This is a genomic window from Pseudomonas sp. RA_5y_Pfl1_P24 (assembly GCF_963970945.1).
Classification (GTDB): domain Bacteria; phylum Pseudomonadota; class Gammaproteobacteria; order Pseudomonadales; family Pseudomonadaceae; genus Aquipseudomonas; species Aquipseudomonas tritici.
Window position 1 is genome coordinate 359710 of the sequence record NZ_CAXAOJ010000005.1, and the last position, 18527, is coordinate 378236.

16 protein-coding genes are annotated in these 18527 nt (G+C 61.7%); 8 read left to right on the forward strand and 8 right to left on the reverse strand.

Annotation, left to right across the window (positions count from 1 at the left end):
- The first annotated feature begins 24 nt into the window (after positions 1–24).
- Positions 25–1059 (forward strand): type IV pilus twitching motility protein PilT, encoded by a 1035-nt coding sequence (locus AACY30_RS10710; protein ID WP_339469672.1) that lies wholly within the window; start codon positions 25–27, stop codon positions 1057–1059.
- A 77-nt stretch (positions 1060–1136) separates the two neighbouring features.
- On the opposite strand, the gene AACY30_RS10715 is transcribed toward AACY30_RS10710, so the two are convergent.
- Positions 1137–1775 (reverse strand): C40 family peptidase, encoded by a 639-nt coding sequence (locus AACY30_RS10715; protein ID WP_339469674.1) that lies wholly within the window; start codon positions 1773–1775, stop codon positions 1137–1139.
- Positions 1776–2025: 250 nt separating this feature from the next.
- On the opposite strand from AACY30_RS10715, the gene AACY30_RS10720 reads away from it, so the two are divergent.
- Positions 2026–2454: an NINE protein gene (locus AACY30_RS10720; protein WP_370467849.1), complete on the forward strand. Its 429-nt coding sequence runs from the start codon at positions 2026–2028 to the stop codon at positions 2452–2454.
- A gap of 76 nt (positions 2455–2530) precedes the next feature.
- Here AACY30_RS10720 and AACY30_RS10725 read toward each other — a convergent pair whose 3' ends face one another.
- From AACY30_RS10725 to gshB, 7 genes are all read right to left on the reverse strand, one after another.
- The gene (locus AACY30_RS10725) at positions 2531–3802 is read right to left on the reverse strand and encodes a dihydroorotase (RefSeq protein ID WP_339427649.1); all 1272 of its coding nucleotides are present in this window, start codon (positions 3800–3802) and stop codon (positions 2531–2533) included.
- A complete protein-coding gene (locus AACY30_RS10730) occupies positions 3799–4803 on the reverse strand; it encodes an aspartate carbamoyltransferase catalytic subunit (RefSeq protein WP_339427650.1) in 1005 nt (334 codons plus the stop codon). Before AACY30_RS10730 ends, AACY30_RS10725 begins: the two co-directional genes overlap by 4 nt.
- 24 nt (positions 4804–4827) lie before the next feature.
- Positions 4828–5334 (reverse strand): bifunctional pyr operon transcriptional regulator/uracil phosphoribosyltransferase PyrR, encoded by a 507-nt coding sequence (gene pyrR / locus AACY30_RS10735; protein WP_339469676.1) that lies wholly within the window; start codon positions 5332–5334, stop codon positions 4828–4830.
- A 72-nt stretch (positions 5335–5406) separates the two neighbouring features.
- Positions 5407–5844 carry a Holliday junction resolvase RuvX gene (ruvX, locus tag AACY30_RS10740; RefSeq protein WP_339469678.1) on the reverse strand — a complete coding sequence of 146 codons (438 nt, stop codon included), beginning with the start codon at positions 5842–5844 and terminating at the stop codon, positions 5407–5409.
- The gene (locus AACY30_RS10745; RefSeq protein WP_339469679.1) at positions 5844–6413 is read right to left on the reverse strand and encodes a YqgE/AlgH family protein; all 570 of its coding nucleotides are present in this window, start codon (positions 6411–6413) and stop codon (positions 5844–5846) included. The genes ruvX and AACY30_RS10745 overlap by 1 nt, the downstream gene beginning before the upstream one ends.
- A 67-nt stretch (positions 6414–6480) precedes the next feature.
- The gene (locus AACY30_RS10750; protein WP_339469680.1) at positions 6481–7386 is read right to left on the reverse strand and encodes an energy transducer TonB; all 906 of its coding nucleotides are present in this window, start codon (positions 7384–7386) and stop codon (positions 6481–6483) included.
- A gap of 102 nt (positions 7387–7488) precedes the next feature.
- On the reverse strand, positions 7489–8460 hold the full coding sequence (gshB, locus tag AACY30_RS10755) for a glutathione synthase (protein ID WP_339469681.1): 972 nt from the start codon (positions 8458–8460) through the stop codon (positions 7489–7491).
- 239 nt (positions 8461–8699) lie between these two features.
- On the opposite strand from gshB, the gene pilG reads away from it, so the two are divergent.
- The 6 genes from pilG (at position 8700) to AACY30_RS10785 (ending at position 18478) form a co-directional block, all read left to right on the forward strand.
- On the forward strand, positions 8700–9107 hold the full coding sequence (pilG, locus tag AACY30_RS10760) for a twitching motility response regulator PilG (RefSeq protein ID WP_339415266.1): 408 nt from the start codon (positions 8700–8702) through the stop codon (positions 9105–9107).
- A 46-nt stretch (positions 9108–9153) separates the two neighbouring features.
- Positions 9154–9519 carry a twitching motility response regulator PilH gene (gene pilH / locus AACY30_RS10765; protein ID WP_014720320.1) on the forward strand — a complete coding sequence of 122 codons (366 nt, stop codon included), beginning with the start codon at positions 9154–9156 and terminating at the stop codon, positions 9517–9519.
- Between the two features lie 12 nt (positions 9520–9531).
- Positions 9532–10056 carry a chemotaxis protein CheW gene (locus AACY30_RS10770; RefSeq protein WP_339469683.1) on the forward strand — a complete coding sequence of 175 codons (525 nt, stop codon included), beginning with the start codon at positions 9532–9534 and terminating at the stop codon, positions 10054–10056.
- A complete protein-coding gene (locus AACY30_RS10775; protein WP_339436147.1) occupies positions 10053–12104 on the forward strand; it encodes a methyl-accepting chemotaxis protein in 2052 nt (683 codons plus the stop codon). Before AACY30_RS10770 ends, AACY30_RS10775 begins: the two co-directional genes overlap by 4 nt.
- Positions 12105–12210: 106 nt before the next feature.
- Positions 12211–18030: an Hpt domain-containing protein gene (locus tag AACY30_RS10780; protein WP_339469685.1), complete on the forward strand. Its 5820-nt coding sequence runs from the start codon at positions 12211–12213 to the stop codon at positions 18028–18030.
- Complete coding sequence (locus tag AACY30_RS10785) at positions 18023–18478, forward strand: chemotaxis protein CheW (RefSeq protein WP_339415270.1); 456 nt, start codon at positions 18023–18025, stop codon at positions 18476–18478. The genes AACY30_RS10780 and AACY30_RS10785 overlap by 8 nt, the downstream gene beginning before the upstream one ends.
- The last annotated feature ends 49 nt before the right edge of the window (positions 18479–18527 follow it).

Below are 18527 nucleotides of genomic sequence, written 5' to 3' on the forward strand. Positions count from 1 at the left end.
ATTCTACTGGAAATGGAAAGCCCTATGGATATCACTGAATTACTCAGGGCCAGCGTGCGCCGTGGCGCCTCCGACCTGCATTTGTCAGCTGGCCTGGCGCCGATGTTGCGGGTGGATGGCGAGGTGTGGCCGCTGGATTGGCCGGTGCTCTCACCTACGCAAGTAGCGGACTTATTGAGACCCTTACTGAATCAGCACCAACAAAAGGATTTCGAAACATCTCTTGAAACGGATTTTGCTTTCGAGCTACCCGACGTAGCGCGGTTCCGGGCGAATGTGTTCCAGCAGGACCGCGGCATGGGCGCCGTGTTTCGCACCATCCCCTCTGAGGTGCAGAGCCTGGAAAACCTGGGCCTGGGGGATGTGTTTCAGCGTATCGCCCAGCTACCGCGCGGCTTGGTGTTGGTGACTGGCCCCACTGGCTCGGGCAAGTCCACAACCTTGGCGGCGATGATCGATTTTCTCAATCAGCATCGGCGTCAGCACATCCTCACGCTCGAAGACCCCATCGAGTTTATCCACACACCGAAAACGGCGTTGATCAACCAACGCCAGGTGCACCGCGACACCCATAGCTTTTCCACCGCACTGCGCTCGGCGCTACGGGAAGATCCTGACGTGATCCTCGTGGGTGAACTGCGCGACCTGGAAACCATCCGCCTGGCGCTGACGGCGGCGGAGACCGGACACCTGGTCTTTGGCACACTGCACACCAGCTCGGCGGCGAAGTCTGTAGACCGGCTGGTGGATGTGTTCCCGTCCGGGGAAAAAGCCATGGTCCGCGCGATGCTGTCAGAGTCGTTGCAGGCGGTGGTGTCCCAAGTGCTGGTGAAGAAGATGGGCGGCGGGCGGGTGGCGGCTCACGAGATCATGCTGGGCACGCCGGCGATTCGGAATTTGATCCGCGAGGACAAGGTGGCGCAGATGGTCTCGGCGATCCAGACGGGTGGAGCGTTGGGGATGAAGACGCTGGATATGAGTTTGAAGGCGTTGGTCGGGGAGGGCGTGATCAGTCGGGAAGAGGCGCAGGGCAAGGCGCGGGTGCCTGCAGACATATGAGGTCTTGAAAACGATGTAAATAAAATGTGGGAGCGAGCAAGCTCGCTCCCACATTTTTACTGTATTTCAGCCTGAAATCAGCGCTGAACGATCCGCAAGTTGTTTTGCTCTTTAGGCAGAACCCGCTTGGCAATCACGTAGTTCTTATTCCAGAACGGCTTTTTCAGCGTGTCGATGCTGACCGATTTGCCACGGCGCGGTGCGTGGATAAAACGGTCATTGCCCAGGTAGATAGCAACGTGGTTCACCTTACGGCTCTTCAGTTTGAAGAACAACAGGTCACCCGGTTTCAGGTCCTTGCGATCAACCTTCTGCCCGTGGCCTGCGGCCATGGCATTGGACGTGCGCGGCAAGTCTACTGCTGCAACATCATTAAACGCATATTTCACCAAACCACTGCAGTCGAACCCTTTACTTGGGCTGCTACCGCCCCAACGATAAGGAGTACCGAGCACGTTGACGGCGCGGCTGAGAACGCTGCTGCTCTGCTTGGTGTTGACGCCTACCAGGCCCGGTACTGCTTTGCCGTTGTGGGCCTTGCTCAGTTGAGTTGGGCGGCTGACAGTCAGCTTCACCGACTTGGTAGTGCCTGGCGTGCTGTGGACTTTAGGGGTGAAACCGTTAACGTTAGGAAGTCGTTGCTCACGATTGGTGGCGTGGGCGGCCAGTGGCATTAATAGGCAAATGGTTAGCCATGTCTTGAAAAATGGTCGCATTAGGCGTGGCTCTTATGGGTTTGCGCGCAACTTTATAACAGGTTTTAGTGTCGTTCTCAGGCCGTTTGTCGACTGAACCTTGACGTCAAAATCAGGAAAAACGCGACGATTCGCCGCAATTGTCCTACACAAGGCAGGTGGCATAAGGCTTTCAGGGCAGGGAAGATACCATTTGCCGTACGTCGGGCGCCTGTAAAAAAGTCACAAAGAAAGTGAAAAAATTTTTCTATCGAGGCAAAAGAGGTAAGCGATGAACACCTATCAACAGATTGGCCAGCAACAAGACACCCACAGCAAGGTGATCGGTTACCTGTTGTGGATTTTCGGTTTTACCGGCGCGCATCGCTTCTATTACGGCAAGCCGGTGACCGGTACGATCTGGTTTTTCACCTTGGGCTTGCTGGGGATTGGCTGGCTGATCGACCTGTTCCTGATCCCGGCCATGGATCGTGAAGCGGACCTGCGTTTTACCGCCGGGCCTATCGAATACAACGTGGCGTGGATTCTGTTGGCGTTCCTGGGCGTATTTGGCGTGCACCGTATGTATCAGGGCAAATGGATCTCCGGCCTGATCTACCTGCTGACCGGCGGCTTGTTCCTGGTGGGCGTGCTGTATGACTTCTGGACGCTGAATACGCAGATTTCGATTCGTAATGCCGAGCGCAACGGCGGACGTTGAGTCTCTAGAGGCCGATACACACTAACGGTGGGAGCGGGCTTGCTCCCACAGTTACTGTGCCCACTCTAGACCGGCTTTAGGCCTGATAGCTGATCCGCCCATCCACCAAGGTGTAACGCACCGTCGCCGGCAAGCTATGCCCGATAAACGGGCAATTCTCACCTTTGGACAGCCAGTGCTCCCCAGCTACCGTGGAGCTGGCCGGATCAAACAGCACCAAGTCCGCCGCCGAACCCACCGCCAACTTACCCGCCGGTAAACGCAATGCCTCGGCCGGGCCGGCGCTCAGTCGCGTGAGCAACGTCGGCAAGTCCAGCAAACCCTCTTCCACCAGCGTCATCGCCAACGGCAGCAACAGCTCAACGCTGCTGATACCCGGCTCTGTCGCGCCGAACGGTGCCAGCTTGGCATCGCGCTCGTGGGGCTGGTGGTGGCTGGAAATCGCCGAGATCACACCCGACTTCACCGCCGCGCGCAAACCATCACGGTCGGCACGGGTGCGCAGCGGCGGTTGCACGTGGTAGAGGCTGGAGAAGTCGATCAGCGCCTCATCGGTCAAAATCAGCTGATACAACGCCACATCCGCCGTCACCGGCAAGCCACGGGCCTGGGCCTGCGCAATCAGGGCCACACCGCGTGCGCTGGTCAGTTGGCTGAAGTGCGCACGCACACCGCTTTGTTCCACCAGCAGCAGGTCGCGGGCCAGGGCCACGGTTTCGGCGGTTTCCGGAATGCCCGGCAAACCGAGGAAGCTGGCCACGGCGCCTTCATGGGCCAGGCCGCCTTCGGCCAAGTCGCGGTCCTGGGAGTGGAAGATCACCGTCAGGTCGAAGGTGGCTGCGTATTCCAGGGCGCGGCACAGGGTGCGGGCACTGCGAAAGCTCTCCAAACCGTTGCCAAAGGCCACGCAACCGGCATCGCGCAGGGCGATCAGCTCGGCCAGTTGTTCGCCTTCCAGGCCTTTGCTCAGGGCGCCAATGGGGAACACTTTGCAATTGCCGGCTTCACGGGCGCGGTCCAGGATCAGCTCGGTCACCGCCGAGGTGTCCAAGACTGGCTTGGTGTGCGGCGGGCAGCACAGGCTGGTCACGCCACCGGCCGCAGCGGCGCGGGTTTCGCTGATGATGTTGCCCTTGCGACTGTAACCCGGCTCGCGCAGGGCGACGTTCAGGTCCACCAGGCCAGGCGCGGCCACCAGGCCTTTGGCATCGATGGTTTCAACCGCGCTGAAACCAGCAGGGGCCGCGCCAATGGCGATGATCTTGCCGGCTTCCAGGTGCAGATCGGTAACTTGATCCAGGCCACTGGCCGGATCGATAACGCGGGCGCCGAGAATGCTGAGCTTCACTGGGCGTTCTCCTGCTCGAATTGACGTTGCGCGGTTTGCCCGCTCATGGCCATGGACAACACCGCCATGCGCACGGCGATGCCGTAGGTCACTTGGTTGAGAATCACCGACTGGTTGCCGTCGGCCACCGCCGACTCAATCTCTACGCCGCGGTTGATCGGGCCGGGGTGCATCACGATGGCATCCGGCTTGGCGCCGGCCAGGCGTGCAGTGGTCAGGCCGAACAGGCGGTAGAACTCGCCTTCGCTTGGGAGCAGGCCGCCGGACATGCGTTCGCGTTGCAGGCGCAGCATGATCACCACGTCGACCTCCTTGAGGCCTTCGGTCATGTCGGTGTAGACCTTCACGCCGTACTGCTCGATACCGATCGGCAGCAGGGTTTTCGGTGCGATCACGCGGATGTCCGGGCAACCCAGGGTTTTCAGGGCCAGCATGTTCGAGCGCGCCACCCGCGAATGCAGGATGTCGCCGACGATGGCCACCGAGAGGTTTTCAAAGCTGCCCTTGTGCCGACGAATGGTGAGCATGTCGAGCATGCCCTGGGTCGGGTGGGCGTGACGGCCGTCGCCGCCGTTGATGATCGCTACCTGCGGGCACACGTGCTCGGCGATGAAATGCGCGGCGCCGGAATCGCCGTGGCGCACCACGAACATGTCAGCGGCCATGGCTTCCAGGTTGCGCAGGGTGTCGAGCAGGGTCTCGCCCTTGCTCGCCGACGAGGTCGACACGTTCAGCGTGATCACGTCGGCCGACAGTCGCTGGGCCGCCAGCTCAAAGGTGGTACGGGTGCGCGTAGAGTTCTCGAAGAACACATTGCAGATGGTCTTGCCGCGCAGCAGCGGGACCTTCTTCACCGCGCGGCCGCCGACTTCGAGGAACGAGTCGGCGGTGTCGAGGATTTCGGTGAGCAGTTCGCGGGGCAAACCGTCGAGGGACAAGAAATGTTGCAGCTGGCCCTGAGCATTGAGCTGCAGCGGGCGCTTGGCATCTAGAGGCGTCATCGCGGGGACTCTGTACAAGGCGGTTTAAAGGGCAAGGTCTTGCAGTTCGAGTTCGAGCGGCGTGGGACCGGACAATTTTACCCGCTGGTGGGCTTCCAGCGACAGTGTGGCGCCGACCACATCCGGGCTGATCGGCAATTCGCCGGCTTCCAGGTCCAACAGGCACACCAGTGTCACGCTGGCCGGGCGACCGTAGTCGAACAGTTCGTTCAGGGCGGCGCGAATGGTGCGGCCGCTCATCAGCACGTCATCGATCAGCACCAGATGCTGGCCTTCGATCTCGAAGGGCAGGGCCGACGGGCGCACTTGCGGGTGCAGGCCGTTCTGGCTGAAGTCATCGCGGTAGAAGGACACGTCCAGAGTGCCCAGGGGCGAATCGCTGCCGAGCTCTTCCAGCAGTGCCTGGGCCACCCACACACCGCCAGTGCGAATACCGATGAAACGCGGTTCGCTGATGGCGCGGTGTTGCAGATGGGCCGTGAGGCTTTTGGCCATCTGGCTGATCAGTTCGGCGGGGTTCGGCAAGCTCATGGTGGCTCCTTCAAGGCCTGGCGGGGGCAAGGTCCGGGCGTAAACGTAAAAAGACGCGGCAAGCCGCGTCAGTCAGGATTCAAATAAAGCTGTGTTTTCGTCCAGCCAACCCTGCAGCAGCAGGGCGGCGGCGATGGCGTCCACGGGGTTGTCGCGGTAGCTGCCTTTCTGCCCGCCACGGTCGCGTCGCTCGCCCTTGGCTTCAAAGGTGGTCAGGCGCTCGTCGTGGGTATAGAACGGGATGTTGTAGCGGCCATTGAGGCGGCGTGCGAACTTTTCGGCGCGCAGGCACATGTCGCTGGGCGTGCCATCCATATTCAAAGGCAAGCCGACCACCACTGCGTCGGGCTTCCACTCTTCAATGAGGGCCTCGACCTGGTTCCAGTCCGGGATGCCGTTCTGGGCCTTGAGGGTGCACAGCTCGCGGGCCTGCCCGGTAATCACCTGGCCGACTGCTACGCCGATCTGTTTGGTGCCGTAGTCAAAGCCGAGGATCAGACGCAAGGCCATCAGGCGTGCCCCGCCTGGCTGGTCAGCAGGCTGAGGTTGACCCGCAGCTTCGCCGCCGCAGCTTCCAGGCGCAGTTCGCTGGGGGTGTTGAAGAGGATATCGGCGTCAAAGGGGCAGGTCAGCCAGGCATTGCTCGCCAACTCAGCTTCCAGTTGTCCGGCTTCCCAGCCCGCATAGCCCAGGGTGATCACGTTTTGCTCGGGGCCAGCGCCGTCAGCGATGGCGAACAACACGTCCTGAGAGGTCGACAGCGACACGCCTTCCAGGTCGACCGTGGCCTGGAACTTCGGCCCGGTGGGGTGCAGTACAAAACCGCGGTCGGTCTGCACCGGCCCACCGATGTAGATCGGCACGTCCTGGCAACGGGCCGGCGGGTCGACGTCCGGTCGCAGTTGTTCGAGGATGTCCGCCAGGTTCAGCTCTTGCGGGCGGTTTACCACGAGTCCCATAGCACCATTGGCCGTGTGCTCGACAATGTAGGTCAAGGTTTGCGCAAAGTTCGCGTCGGCCATATGAGGCATGGCGATCAGGAATTGGTGCTTTAGGTAGGTCGGGCTTACGTTTTTCATGTCCGCTAGTGTGGCGTTGGAGGGGCGAACTGACAAGCTGGCGATGTGCCGGATCCGGCAATTGTCATCAATTGCTGGAAAGCCGATCGCCCTTGGCGAACTTCCAGGTGCGGATGATTTCCAGGCGGTCAACGTCGTTCAAATCCCCGCTGAACGGGGCAAACGGTGCAGCCAGGCGCACGATGCGCTGGGCAGCCTGGTCCAGCAATGGCTGGCCGGAGGACTCCAGAACCTGCACTTCATATAACGTACCGTCACGGTTGATCGACACCAGTAAGCGCAAATTGCCATATATCTGCTGGCGCCTTGCCTCATCCGGGTAGTTGAGGTTACCGATACGCTCAACCTTCCTGCGCCACTCGTCCTTATACCAGGCACCTTTGTCGCGCCTGGTCGAGGCGGCGTTCAACCGGTAGATACGCGGGCGCTTGGCGTACAACTGCTGCTCGTTGGCCAGCTCCGCTTCCAGGCTGGAAATTTCATCGGTCAGCGTCGAGCTGTCGAACGTCGGCGCCGGCTTGACGGGCTCGGGTTTCGGTTCGGTCTTGATCTTTTCGCGCTGGGTCGGGGCTTTTTGCGGTTTGGGTGCGACGGTAGTCACCGCAGGCTTGGGTGAGGCTTGCTTGACCTCGGGCTTAGGCGTCGGCGGCGGACCGACTTTATTCACCTTGTTGTCCTGGAACGGCGCCACTTCGGTGGTCTTGGGCACGGCTTTCTTGTCCAGGGTGCCGCTGCCTTGCTGGTTGTCCTGGGCGAGAAAGTCGGCCTTCTCGGGCGTCTTTTCGCTCTTGAACGTGGCGAGGGTGATTTCCAGGGTTTTGCTGATCTGCTTGGGTTCGACCATCGTGAACCCCACGCCGAGGATCAGGGCCAGGTGAATCAATGCCGCCAGGAACAGGGTAAATCCGAGCCGATCAGCCGGGCGCACGCCGCTGTGGGAGAGTTCGGGGGGCAGTTCGGACGGCAGGGGCATAAAAACCAACATCGCGGGTTTCGAGGTTCGGCATGATAGCGCAATGTTGGTTTTTAGCTTCAAGCGGCAAGCCACAAGCTGCAAGTCTAAAAGCGGCCTGCTTTAAACGTGCGGTTTGGAGCTTGCAACTTGCAACTTTTCGGCAATCACGGCCATAAGCATTTCCCCGATGTTGGTGCCGAAAGCATTGTCGATCTCGCGGATACAGGTCGGGCTGGTGACGTTGATTTCAGTCAGGTTCTCACCGATCACGTCCAGGCCCACAAACAGCAAGCCCTTTTCACGCAGTGTTGGACCGACTTGGGAGGCGATCCAACGGTCCTTGTCCGACAAAGGCCGTGCTTCACCACGGCCACCGGCCGCCAGGTTGCCACGGGTCTCGCCGGCTGCCGGGATGCGCGCCAGACAGTAATCCACCGGCTCGCCGTCGATCATCAGGATGCGCTTGTCGCCGTCCTTGATCGCCGGAATATAGGCCTGGCCCATGATCTGCTGGGTGCCCAGGGCGGTCAGGGTTTCCAGGATCACCGACAGGTTCGGGTCGCCCGCGCGGTGACGGAAGATCGAGGTGCCACCCATGCCGTCCAACGGCTTGAGAATCACATCGCCATGTTTAGCGGCAAATTCACGCAGCACATCGGCGCGGCGGCTGACCACGGTCGGCGGCGTGCACTGCGGGAACAGCGTGGCGAACAGCTTTTCATTGCAGTCGCGCAGGCTCTGCGGCTTGTTGACGATCAGCACGCCAGCGCGTTCGGCCTGCTCCAGCAGGTAGGTGGAGTACACGAATTCCATGTCGAACGGCGGGTCCTTGCGCATCAGGATCACGTCCAGATCGCTCAACGGGCTGTCGATTTCATCTTGCAACTCGAACCACTTCTGCGGGTTGGCAAACACCTGCAGCGGGCGCATGCGCGCGCGGGCTTCGCCGTCGCCTTGGTAAAGATCGCGCTGCTCCATATAGAACAACGTCCAGCCGCGGGCCTGAGCGGCCAGGAGCATGGCCAGCGAGCTGTCCTTTTTATAGGAAATGCTGGCGATAGGGTCCATGACAATGCCGACGCGAACGCTCATGGGGGATTTCCTCTAACAAATAAGGGCACACAAAAGTGGCGTCAGAGTGGCGCTGCGGCTGTTGTGGGTCAAGGAAAAACCACCCGGCCGGTTGCTCGATAGATTGCGCCCGGAGACTGTGCTAAAAAGACTGCCACAGCGCAGCAGCCCTTGAATTCCAAGGCTTGCGGCGTTCATCCTGTGCAACATCAGACAGTACACACCGAAAACCGATTCGCTGTGGCGATGGCAGAGCAGATATGGAACAGCAATCCAACGCCTTGAGAGTGATGGTGATCGACGATTCGAAGACGATCCGCCGCACCGCCGAGACCCTGTTGAAGAACGTGGGGTGCGATGTCATCACGGCCATCGACGGTTTTGATGCCCTGGCCCGGATTGTTGATCATCACCCGCACATTATTTTTGTCGACATCATGATGCCGCGCCTGGATGGCTATCAGACTTGCGCGCTGGTGAAGAACAACCCGGCGTTCAAGTCGATCCCGGTGATCATGTTGTCCTCCAAGGATGGCCTGTTCGACAAGGCCAAGGGCCGTACCGTGGGTGTCGATCAGTTTTTGACCAAGCCTTTCAGCAAGGAAGAACTGCTGGGCGTGATCAAGGCCTACGTGCCTGCCTTCGCCGCAGTAGAACAAGCACACTGACGCCGCCTCACAAGGGCCGGTGTCCACCTATGTAGTGGGGAAAACCATGGCACGTGTTCTGATCGTCGACGATTCGCCGACCGAAATGTACAAACTCACCGGCATGCTGGAAAAGCACGGCCACCAGGTCCTCAAGGCTGAGAACGGTGCGGACGGCGTGGCCCTGGCCCGCCAGGAAAAACCCGACGCCGTGCTGATGGACATCGTGATGCCGGGCCTCAATGGCTTCCAGGCCACGCGCCAGCTGTCCAAGGAGCCGGAAACCAACGGCATCCCGATCATCATCATCACCACCAAGGACCAGGAAACCGACAAGATCTGGGGGGCACGCCAGGGCGCCAAGGACTACCTGACCAAGCCGGTCGATGAAGAAACCCTGATCGCCACCCTGAACAAGGTGCTGGCCGGCTGACGGTACGCGATCATGACCGAGTCGCAAACCGCCTTTGAGCTGTTGCTGGACATCGACCGCCGCTGCCGCCTGTTGGCCGCCGACCTGCCGTCCCAGGAAACCCGCCTGCAACGTTGGAGCGGCATTGGTTTTCGCCTGGGGCAGCACTGGTATGTGGCGCCCATGGGTGAAGTCGCCGAAGTCCTGCATGAGCCGCGTTGCACTTTAATGCCCGGGGTCAAGGCCTGGGTCAAAGGCGTGGCTAATCTGCGTGGGCGCTTGTTGCCGGTGATGGACCTGGGTGGTTTCCTCAGCCTTGAACTGTCCAAGGCGCGTAAACAGCGGCGGGTGTTGGTGGTGGAATGTAACGACCTGTTTGTCGGGCTGCTGGTGGACGAGGTGGTGGGGATGCAGCATTTTGCACAAGACGCGTGGCTGGCGAACGCCGCACCCGACGCACCGTATATCCAAGGCTGGTTCGACGGCGACCAGCGGTGGCAGGTCTTCAGCCCCTTCGCCCTGGCCCAGGCCCCAGGTTTCATGGATGTTGCCGCATGACCACCGCCACCACGTCCAAACCCCAGGCCGGCTCGCGCAGCCGCTCGCAGATCATCGTGCTGTTTATCGCACTGATCGTGTTCATCATGTTGCTGTTCGCCAACTTTGCGTACCTCAACACCCAGTCGACCTATGACAAACAGTACATCGGCCACGCCGGTGAATTACGCGTGCTGTCCCAGCGCATCGCCAAAAACGCCACCGAAGCTGCCGCCGGCAAGGCGGCTGCGTTCAAGCTGTTGGGCGAGGCGCGCAACGATTTCGCCCAGCGCTGGGGCTACCTGAAAAAAGGCGACCCACAAACCGGGCTGCCCGCCGCGCCCAGTGCGGTACGCGCCGAAATGCGCGCCGTACAGACCGACTGGGAGGCGCTGCTGAAAAATACCGATGCGATTCTTGCCAGCGAGCAGACCGTGCTGTCGTTGCATCAAGTTGCCGCGACGCTGGCCGAGACTGTGCCGCAATTGCAGATCGAGTCGGAAAAGGTCGTCGACATCCTGCTGCAACGTGGCGCCCCGGCCAGCCAAGTGGCGTTGGCCCAGCGCCAGTCACTGCTGGCTGAACGTATCCTGGGTGCGGTGAACACCGTGCTCGCCGGCGACGAAACCGCCGCGCAGGCCGCCGACGCCTTTGGCCGCGATGCCAACCGATTTGGGCTGGTGCTCAACGGCATGCTCCAGGGCAACCCCGGCCTGCGCATCACCCAGGTCGAAGACCGCGACGCCCGCGCGCGGCTGGCGGAAATTGCCGAGCTGTTTGAGTTTGTCTCCGGCTCCGTGGATGAAATTCTTGAGACCTCGCCGCAACTGTTCCAAGTGCGCGCATCGGCGAGCAACATCTTCAACTTGTCGCAAACCCTGCTCGATGAAGCCTCACACCTGGCCACCGGGTTTGAAAATCTTGCCGATGGGCGCAGCTTGGACACCATCGGTGGCTACGTGCTCGGCTTGCTGGCGCTGACCTCGATCATCCTGATCGGCCTGGTGATGGTGCGTGAGACCAACCGCCAACTGCATGAAACTGCCGAGAAGAACGAGCGCAACCAGAACGCGATCATGCGTCTGCTGGATGAAATCGAAGACTTGGCCGACGGCGATCTCACCGTGACCGCGTCGGTGACCGAAGACTTCACCGGTACCATCGCCGACTCCATCAACTATTCCGTGGATCAGCTGCGCGACCTCGTCGCCACCATCAACCTCACCGCCGGGCAAGTCGCCGGAGCGGTGCAGGATACCCAGGCCACCGCCATGCACCTGGCTCAGGCGTCGGAGCATCAGGCCCAGCAGATCGCCGAAGCCTCCACCGCGATCAACCAGATGGCCCAGTCCATCGATCAGGTCTCGGCCAACGCCGCCGAATCTTCGGCAGTGGCAGAGCGTTCTGTGGAAATTGCCAACAAAGGCAACGAGGTGGTGCACAACACCATCCACGGCATGGACAACATTCGCGAGCAGATCCAGGACACCGCCAAGCGCATCAAACGCTTGGGCGAGTCGTCCCAGGAGATTGGCGACATCGTCAGCCTGATCGACGACATTGCCGACCAAACCAACATCCTCGCCCTCAATGCCGCAATCCAGGCGAGCATGGCTGGGGATGCAGGGCGCGGCTTTGCCGTGGTGGCGGATGAAGTTCAGCGCCTGGCCGAACGTTCGTCGGCCGCGACCCGGCAGATCGAAACTCTGGTGCGCGCGATCCAGGCCGACACCAACGAAGCGGTGATCTCCATGGAGCAGACCACCACCGAAGTGGTGCGCGGCGCGCGGCTGGCGCAAGACGCCGGGGTGGCGCTGGAAGAAATCGAAGGCGTGTCGAAGACCCTGGCGGCGCTGATCCAGAGCATATCCAACGCGGCGCAGCAACAGACCTCGTCGGCGGGGCAGATTTCCCTGACGATGAATGTGATTCAGCAGATCACTACGCAGACCTCGTCGGGCTCCACGGCCACGGCCGAAAGTATCGGTAACCTGGCAAAAATGGCCAGCCAGTTGCGCCGGTCGGTGTCGGGTTTCACCCTCCCGGCCCCCAAGCAGGTCGACGATTGAAATGCCGTCAAAATCTGGGAGCGGGCTTGCCCGCTCCCAGATTAGGTATCCATTGGTTTGAGATATCTGCAAGACAAGCAACCCACGAATTCTAAGCGGAGCAGTTATGGTTGATCGGCACGACTACGTGGCCCTCGAATGGGTCAAGGGCGACATTGCCGAAACCCTGAAACAGGCCCGTTCGGCGCTGGACGCGTATGTCGAAACCACTGACGGCGACGCAATAAGCGAGTGCCTGGCTGGCATCCACCAGGTGCATGGCGCGTTGCTAATGGTCGAGTTCTACGGCGCCGCGCTGTTGGCCGAGGAAATCGAAGCACTTGCCCTGGCCCTGCAAGCCGGGCGCGTCAGCCAGCGCGATGAAAGCATCCGCCTGCTGCAACAGGCCCTCAACCAATTGCCGCTGTATCTGGAGCGTGTACACAGCGCCCGACGCGATCTGCCGCTGGTGGTGTTGCCGCTGCTCAACGACCTGCGCAGCGCACGCGGCGAAAGCCTGCTGTCGGAGACCAGCCTGTTCAGTCCGCAACTGCTGTCGATTGCGCCGCTGCCCGACGAAGCGCTGGCGCAACGCGCGACGCCTGACCTGAAAGAGCAACTGCGCCAGTGGCACCCACTGCTGCAACACGCCTTGGCGGGTTTGTTGCGCGAAGACCACGGCCCAAGCAACCTGGAAGACATGGCGCGAGTGTTCGCGCGTCTTGAAGCGTTGTGCCAGGGCGCGCCGCTGTTGCCGCTGTGGCAAGTCGCCTCGGCATTGGTCGAAGGGATGCTCATCGGTGTGATCGCCAACAGCCCGGCCCTGCGCAGCTTGCTCAAGGCCAGCGACAAACAGCTCAAACGCCTGCTGGCCCAGGGTATCGGTGGGATCAACCAGCCGGCGCCGGATGAATTACTCAAGAGCTTGCTGTTCTATGTCGCCAAGGTCACCCGACCGACGCCGCGCATGCAAAGCCTCAAGGAACGCTACGGTTTGGATGAGGCCTTGCCTGACAGCGCGGTGGTCGACGCCGAGCGCGCCCGCCTGGCCGGTCCGGATCGCAATGCGATGGGCTCGGTACTCGGCGCGTTGTGTGAGGAGTTGGTACGGGTAAAAGAGCGCCTCGACTTGTTCGTACGCAGCGACCGCCAGCACACCAATGACTTGGATGCGCTGCTCGCGCCGCTGCGGCAGATCGCCGACACCTTGGCCGTGCTGGGCTTTGGCCAACCGCGCAAAGTCATCATCGACCAGCTTGCGGTGGTGCTGAGCCTGGCTCAAGGTCAACGCGACCCCAACGATGCCGTATTGATGGACGTTGCCGGCGCGTTGCTCTACGTCGAAGCCACGCTGGCCGGCATGGTCGGTACCGTCGAGCCGGAAAGCCGCGAAGAAAGCCGCCTGCCCACCACCGACCTGACCCAGATCCACCAACTGGTGATCCGCGAATCCTGCCAGTGCCTCAAGCAAGCCAAGGAACTGGTGATCGACTGCATCGAAGCCGATTGGGACCGCCAGCGCCTTGAGTCCCTGCCGGAACTGCTGAGTCAGGTGCGCGGCGCCCTTGCGATGATCCCGCTGCCCCGCGCGGCGAGCCTGATGCGCGGATGCACCGATTACGTCGACGAGCAATTGATGGACACCGATGCGCCGCCGTCCGAGATGCAGCTTGCGCATTTTGCTGACGTGATCAGCAGCCTGGAGTACTACCTCGAACGTATGCTCGAAGACCCGGACGCCGCCGGCGAACGGGTGCTGGAACTGGCCACCCAAGGCCTGGCCGCACTGGGTTACCTGCCCGTCGAGAAGCCCTGGCGCCAAGCCTTGGCTGCACCGGATGGGGCACTCTCGGGTGAGATCGCGCCGAGCCAGTCCCAGTTCGATGCACTGGCCAGTCCAACGTCGCGCCTGAACCCGCCGGCCCTGCAACGCCCCGGCAGCCTGTTGCCGCCACCGGCCGATGAAGAACCCATCGACGATGAACTGCGCGAAGTCTTCCTCGAAGAAACCGACGAAGTCCTCGAGGCGCTGCACCGCTCTCTGCCCAACAGCACCAACAAAACCGCCCAGGGCGAAATGCGCCGTGCTTTCCATACCCTCAAAGGCAGTGGCCGCATGGTGCGCGCCCTGGTCTTGGCCGAGCTGGCCTGGGCCGTGGAAAACTTGCTCAACCGCGTGCTGGAACGCAGTGTTGTCCTGGGCCCCGAGGTGCAACAGGTGCTGGATGAAGCGGTGGCCCTGCTGCCGGAGCTGATCGCCGACTTCGCCACCGACGACCAACGCCAGCGCGATGAAGTCGACGCCCTGGCTGCGCGTGCCCACGCCTTGGCCAGCGGTACGCAAGCGCCGGTCGCAGAGTCCCACGACCCGATGTTGCTGGAGATCTTCCGCAACGAAGCCCAAAGTCATCTGGACAGCCTCAACCACTTCCTGCAACAGGCTGCCGAGCATGTGCCGCTGCAAGTCAGCGATGAGCTGCAACGCGCCTTGCACACCCTTAAGGGCAGCGCCTACATGGCCGGCGTGTTGCCCATCGCCGAACTGGCGCGCCCTCTCGACCACCTGACCCGCGAATATAAAGCTCACCGCCTGCCGCTGGACCTGGACGAAGTGGAGTTATTGCTGGAGGCCGAAGACCTGTTCCAACGCGGGCTGCGTGATTTGAACAGTTATCCCCTGGCGCCTATCAAAGGCGCAGAGGCCCTGATCAGCCGCACCCAACGCCTGCTGGATCACCAGCTCGAAGCACTGCTCGACGCGCCGAGTACTGGCCTGCACATCAAGCGTGACACGCAACTGATCGCCAACTTTCTGGCCCAGGGCATGGACATCCTGCTCGACGCCGAAAGCCTGCTGCGCCGCTGGCAACAACACCCCGGCGAGCGCCAGGAGCTCACCGCGCTGCTGGACGAATTGACCACGTTGGGAGAGGGCGCTCACGTTGCCGACCTGCACGCCATCGACGAACTCTGCGAAGCCCTGCTCGACCTGTATGGCGCCGTGGAAGAGAGCAGTCTGGCCGTCAGTGAGCGGTTTTTCCACGAAGCTGAGCAAGCCCACGAAGCGCTGATCAGCATGCTCGACCAATTGGCCGCCGGCCAGGAAGTCAGCCCGGCGCCGGCACGGGTCCACGCCCTGCGCGGTCTGCTGGACGACGCCCTCGATCCGTCCGCCACCGGCCTGATCAAAAGCGACGGCAGCCGCACGCTGAGCATTTCCGAGCTGGGCGCCGCCACACAGCAGTTGGAACATGAAACGGCGATAGACGACGAGATTGTCGAAATATTCCTCGAAGAAGCCGTGGACATCCTCGACAGCGCCGGGCAGTCGCTCAAACGCTGGTTGCTGGCGCCCGACAGCGCCGCACCGTTGTCGTCGTTGCAGCGTGATTTGCACACCCTCAAGGGCGGTGCGCGCATGGCCGAAATCGGGCCCGTGGGCGACTTGGCCACTGAGTTGGAATGCCTGTACGAAGGGCTGGTGGACCGCCGCTACAGTTACTCCACCGAGCTGTCCCTGTTGCTGATGGCCAGTCATGAGCGGCTGGCCTTGCAGCTTGAAGAACTGCAACAGCACCAACCCCTGAGCGATGCCAATGAGCTGATCGCCGCGTTACGTGAATTCCGTCAGAACAGCACGCCTTCCGCACCGGCCGAGGCGCCCCAAGCGTCGGGCGCTGATCCTGAATTACTGGATATTTTCCTCGAAGAAGCCGCTGACATTCTCGACAGCTCAGGCAGCGCATTGCTGCGCTGGCAGGCCGAGCCCGGCAATCGACAGGAAGTGGAAACCCTGCTGCGCGACTTGCACACCCTCAAGGGCGGCGCGCGCATGGTCGAAATTGCGCCCATTGGCGATTTGGCCCACGAGCTGGAATTTCTCTACGAGGGCCTGTCCGCCGGCTTGATCGCGCCCTCTGCGGAGCTGTTCGCGTTGCTGCAAGGTTGCCATGACCGCCTGGCGCAGATGATCGACGCTGTGGCGGATGGCCTGCCTGTAGGCTCGGTGGACAAACTCATCGAGCGCATCAAAAGCCTGTTGCACCCAAGCGTAGAGCCGGTAACACCAGTGGCGTTGCCAGTCGGCAAGACGGAAGCAGTCGTCGACCCGGCTGCCGACATGGTGAAAATCTCCGCCGAGCTGCTCGACGACCTGGTCAATCTGGCCGGTGAAACCTCGATCTTCCGTGGCCGAATCGAGCAGCAAGTCAACGACGCACGCATCGCCCTGACGGAAGTGGAAACCACCATCGAACGCATGCGCGACCAACTGCGCCGTCTCGACACCGAAACCCAGGGCCGCATCCTCAGCCGCCAACAGGCCGAGGCCGAACGCCTGGGCTACGAAGAATTCGACCCGCTGGAAATGGACCGCCATTCGCAGTTGCAGCAGCTGTCCCGTGCGCTGTCCGAATCCGCCTCCGACCTGCTGGACCTCAAGGACACCCTTGAGCGCCGCAACGAGGATGCGCACGACCTGTTGCAGCAACAGGCACGCATTAACACCGAGTTGCAAGAAGGCCTGATGCGCACGCGCATGGTGCCGTTCGAACGCATGCTGCCGCGCCTCAAGCGCATCGTGCGCCAGGTAGCGGGCGAGTTGGGCAAAGACGTGGAGTTCATCGTCGGCAATGCCGAGGGCGAGATGGACCGCAACGTGCTGGAGCGCATGGCGGCGCCGCTGGAACACATGCTGCGCAACGCCGTCGACCATGGCCTGGAATCCCGCGATGTACGGCTGCTGGCCGGTAAGCCGGAAAAGGGGCGCATCACCCTGGACCTGACCCATGAAGGCGGCGACATTGTCTTCGACATGCGTGACGACGGTGCCGGTGTGCCGCTGGAAGCGGTGCGGCGCAAGGCGATCAAGCGTGGCTTGCTCGACCCCAATCAAGAGATCAGCGACCGCGACGTGTTGCAGTTCATCCTGCAACCTGGGTTCTCCACGGCGGAGAAGATCACCCAGATTTCCGGACGCGGCGTGGGCATGGACGTGGTGCATGAGGAGGTGCGTCAGTTAGGTGGCTCAATGTTCATTGACTCGACGCCGGGCGAGGGTGTGCATTTCCGCATTCGCTTGCCGTTTACCGTGTCGGTCAACCGCGCGCTGATGGTGCAGTGTGCGGACGATCAATACGCGATTCCGCTCAACACCATCGAAGGCCTGGTGCGCGTGCTGCCGCATGAGTTGGCCGGGCACTATCAGCAGGATCCGCCGTGTTATGAGTACGCCGGCCAGCGCCACGAGCTGTTCTATCTCGGTGACTTGTTGCAGACCGTCAGCCGCCCGAAACTGCTGGGCCAGTACCAGCCCGTGCCGGTGCTGTTGGTGCAGTGCAATGAGCGGCGCGTTGCCATCCATGTGGACGCCATGGCCGGTACGCGGGAAATCGTGGTCAAGGGCCTGGGCCCGCAGTTTGCGGGTGTGCAGGGCTTGTCCGGCGCGACGATTCTGGGCGATGGGCGTGTGGTACTGATCATCGACTTGCTGGCACCTATCCGCGCCCGCCAGCCCGCTTTGCCGGCTCAAGCGGCTGATGTGCCGCTGATTCTCAACGATCCCCTGAAAAAGCGCCCGCTGCTGGTGTTGGTGGTGGACGATTCGGTCACCGTGCGCAAAGTCACCAGTCGCCTGCTGGAGCGCAACGGCATCAACGTGCTCACCGCCAAAGACGGCATCGACGCGCTCGCTGTGCTTGAAGAACACACCCCGGACCTGATGCTGCTCGACATCGAAATGCCGCGCATGGACGGCTTCGAAGTGGCGACCCAGGTGCGCGCCGACCCGCGGCTGATGCGCCTGCCGATCATCATGATCACCTCGCGCACCGGCCAGAAACACCGCGACCGCGCCATGGCCATCGGCGTGAATGACTACCTCGGCAAGCCGTATCAAGAGTCGGTGCTGCTGGAAAGCATCGCCTATTGGAGCAAGTCCCATGCTTGACCACCGCACCCGCCAACTCACCGGCCTGTTGCTGCCCCTGGCCGATCGTCACCTGGTGCTACCCAACGTCGCCATCGCCGAGTTGATCGACTTCCAACGCGGCGAACCGGCCAGCGATGCGCCGCCGTGGTATCTGCGGCAAGTGACGTGGCGCGATCGGCAAATCCCGTTGATCAGCTTTGAAGCGGTGTGCGGCGAAGCGAGTGTGACCGGCGCACGCTCGCGGATCGTGGTGCTGAATGCGTTGGGTGGGCGGCCGACGTTGAAGTTTATTGCGCTGGTGATCCAGGGCATTCCAAGGTCGTACAAGCTCGACAGCGAATTGAGCTACGTGGATGTGCCGCTGTGCCCGCTGGAGCTGGCGGCGGTGCAAGTGGGGGAGCATGTGGCGAAGGTGCCGGACCTCATGGGGTTGGAAGCGTTGCTGGTCGAATCCGGATTAGCCTGAGCACTATTCTCCAATTCAACGAGACCAACTGTGGGAGCTGGCTTGCCTG

Coding starts and splice junctions, on each gene's coding strand:
- AACY30_RS10785 (WP_339415270.1), top strand. CDS start 18,023: ATGCTTGACCACCGCACCCGCCAACTCACCGGCCTGTTGCTGCCCCTG.
- AACY30_RS10750 (WP_339469680.1), bottom strand. CDS start 7,386: ATGCCCCTGCCGTCCGAACTGCCCCCCGAACTCTCCCACAGCGGCGTG.
- pyrR (WP_339469676.1), bottom strand. CDS start 5,334: ATGAGCTTGCCGAACCCCGCCGAACTGATCAGCCAGATGGCCAAAAGC.
- ruvX (WP_339469678.1), bottom strand. CDS start 5,844: ATGGCCTTGCGTCTGATCCTCGGCTTTGACTACGGCACCAAACAGATC.
- AACY30_RS10715 (WP_339469674.1), bottom strand. CDS start 1,775: ATGCGACCATTTTTCAAGACATGGCTAACCATTTGCCTATTAATGCCA.
- AACY30_RS10720 (WP_370467849.1), top strand. CDS start 2,026: ATGAACACCTATCAACAGATTGGCCAGCAACAAGACACCCACAGCAAG.
- gshB (WP_339469681.1), bottom strand. CDS start 8,460: ATGAGCGTTCGCGTCGGCATTGTCATGGACCCTATCGCCAGCATTTCC.
- AACY30_RS10710 (WP_339469672.1), top strand. CDS start 25: ATGGATATCACTGAATTACTCAGGGCCAGCGTGCGCCGTGGCGCCTCC.
- AACY30_RS10770 (WP_339469683.1), top strand. CDS start 9,532: ATGACCGAGTCGCAAACCGCCTTTGAGCTGTTGCTGGACATCGACCGC.
- AACY30_RS10730 (WP_339427650.1), bottom strand. CDS start 4,803: ATGACGCCTCTAGATGCCAAGCGCCCGCTGCAGCTCAATGCTCAGGGC.
- AACY30_RS10780 (WP_339469685.1), top strand. CDS start 12,211: ATGGTTGATCGGCACGACTACGTGGCCCTCGAATGGGTCAAGGGCGAC.
- pilH (WP_014720320.1), top strand. CDS start 9,154: ATGGCACGTGTTCTGATCGTCGACGATTCGCCGACCGAAATGTACAAA.
- AACY30_RS10775 (WP_339436147.1), top strand. CDS start 10,053: ATGACCACCGCCACCACGTCCAAACCCCAGGCCGGCTCGCGCAGCCGC.
- pilG (WP_339415266.1), top strand. CDS start 8,700: ATGGAACAGCAATCCAACGCCTTGAGAGTGATGGTGATCGACGATTCG.
- AACY30_RS10745 (WP_339469679.1), bottom strand. CDS start 6,413: ATGAAAAACGTAAGCCCGACCTACCTAAAGCACCAATTCCTGATCGCC.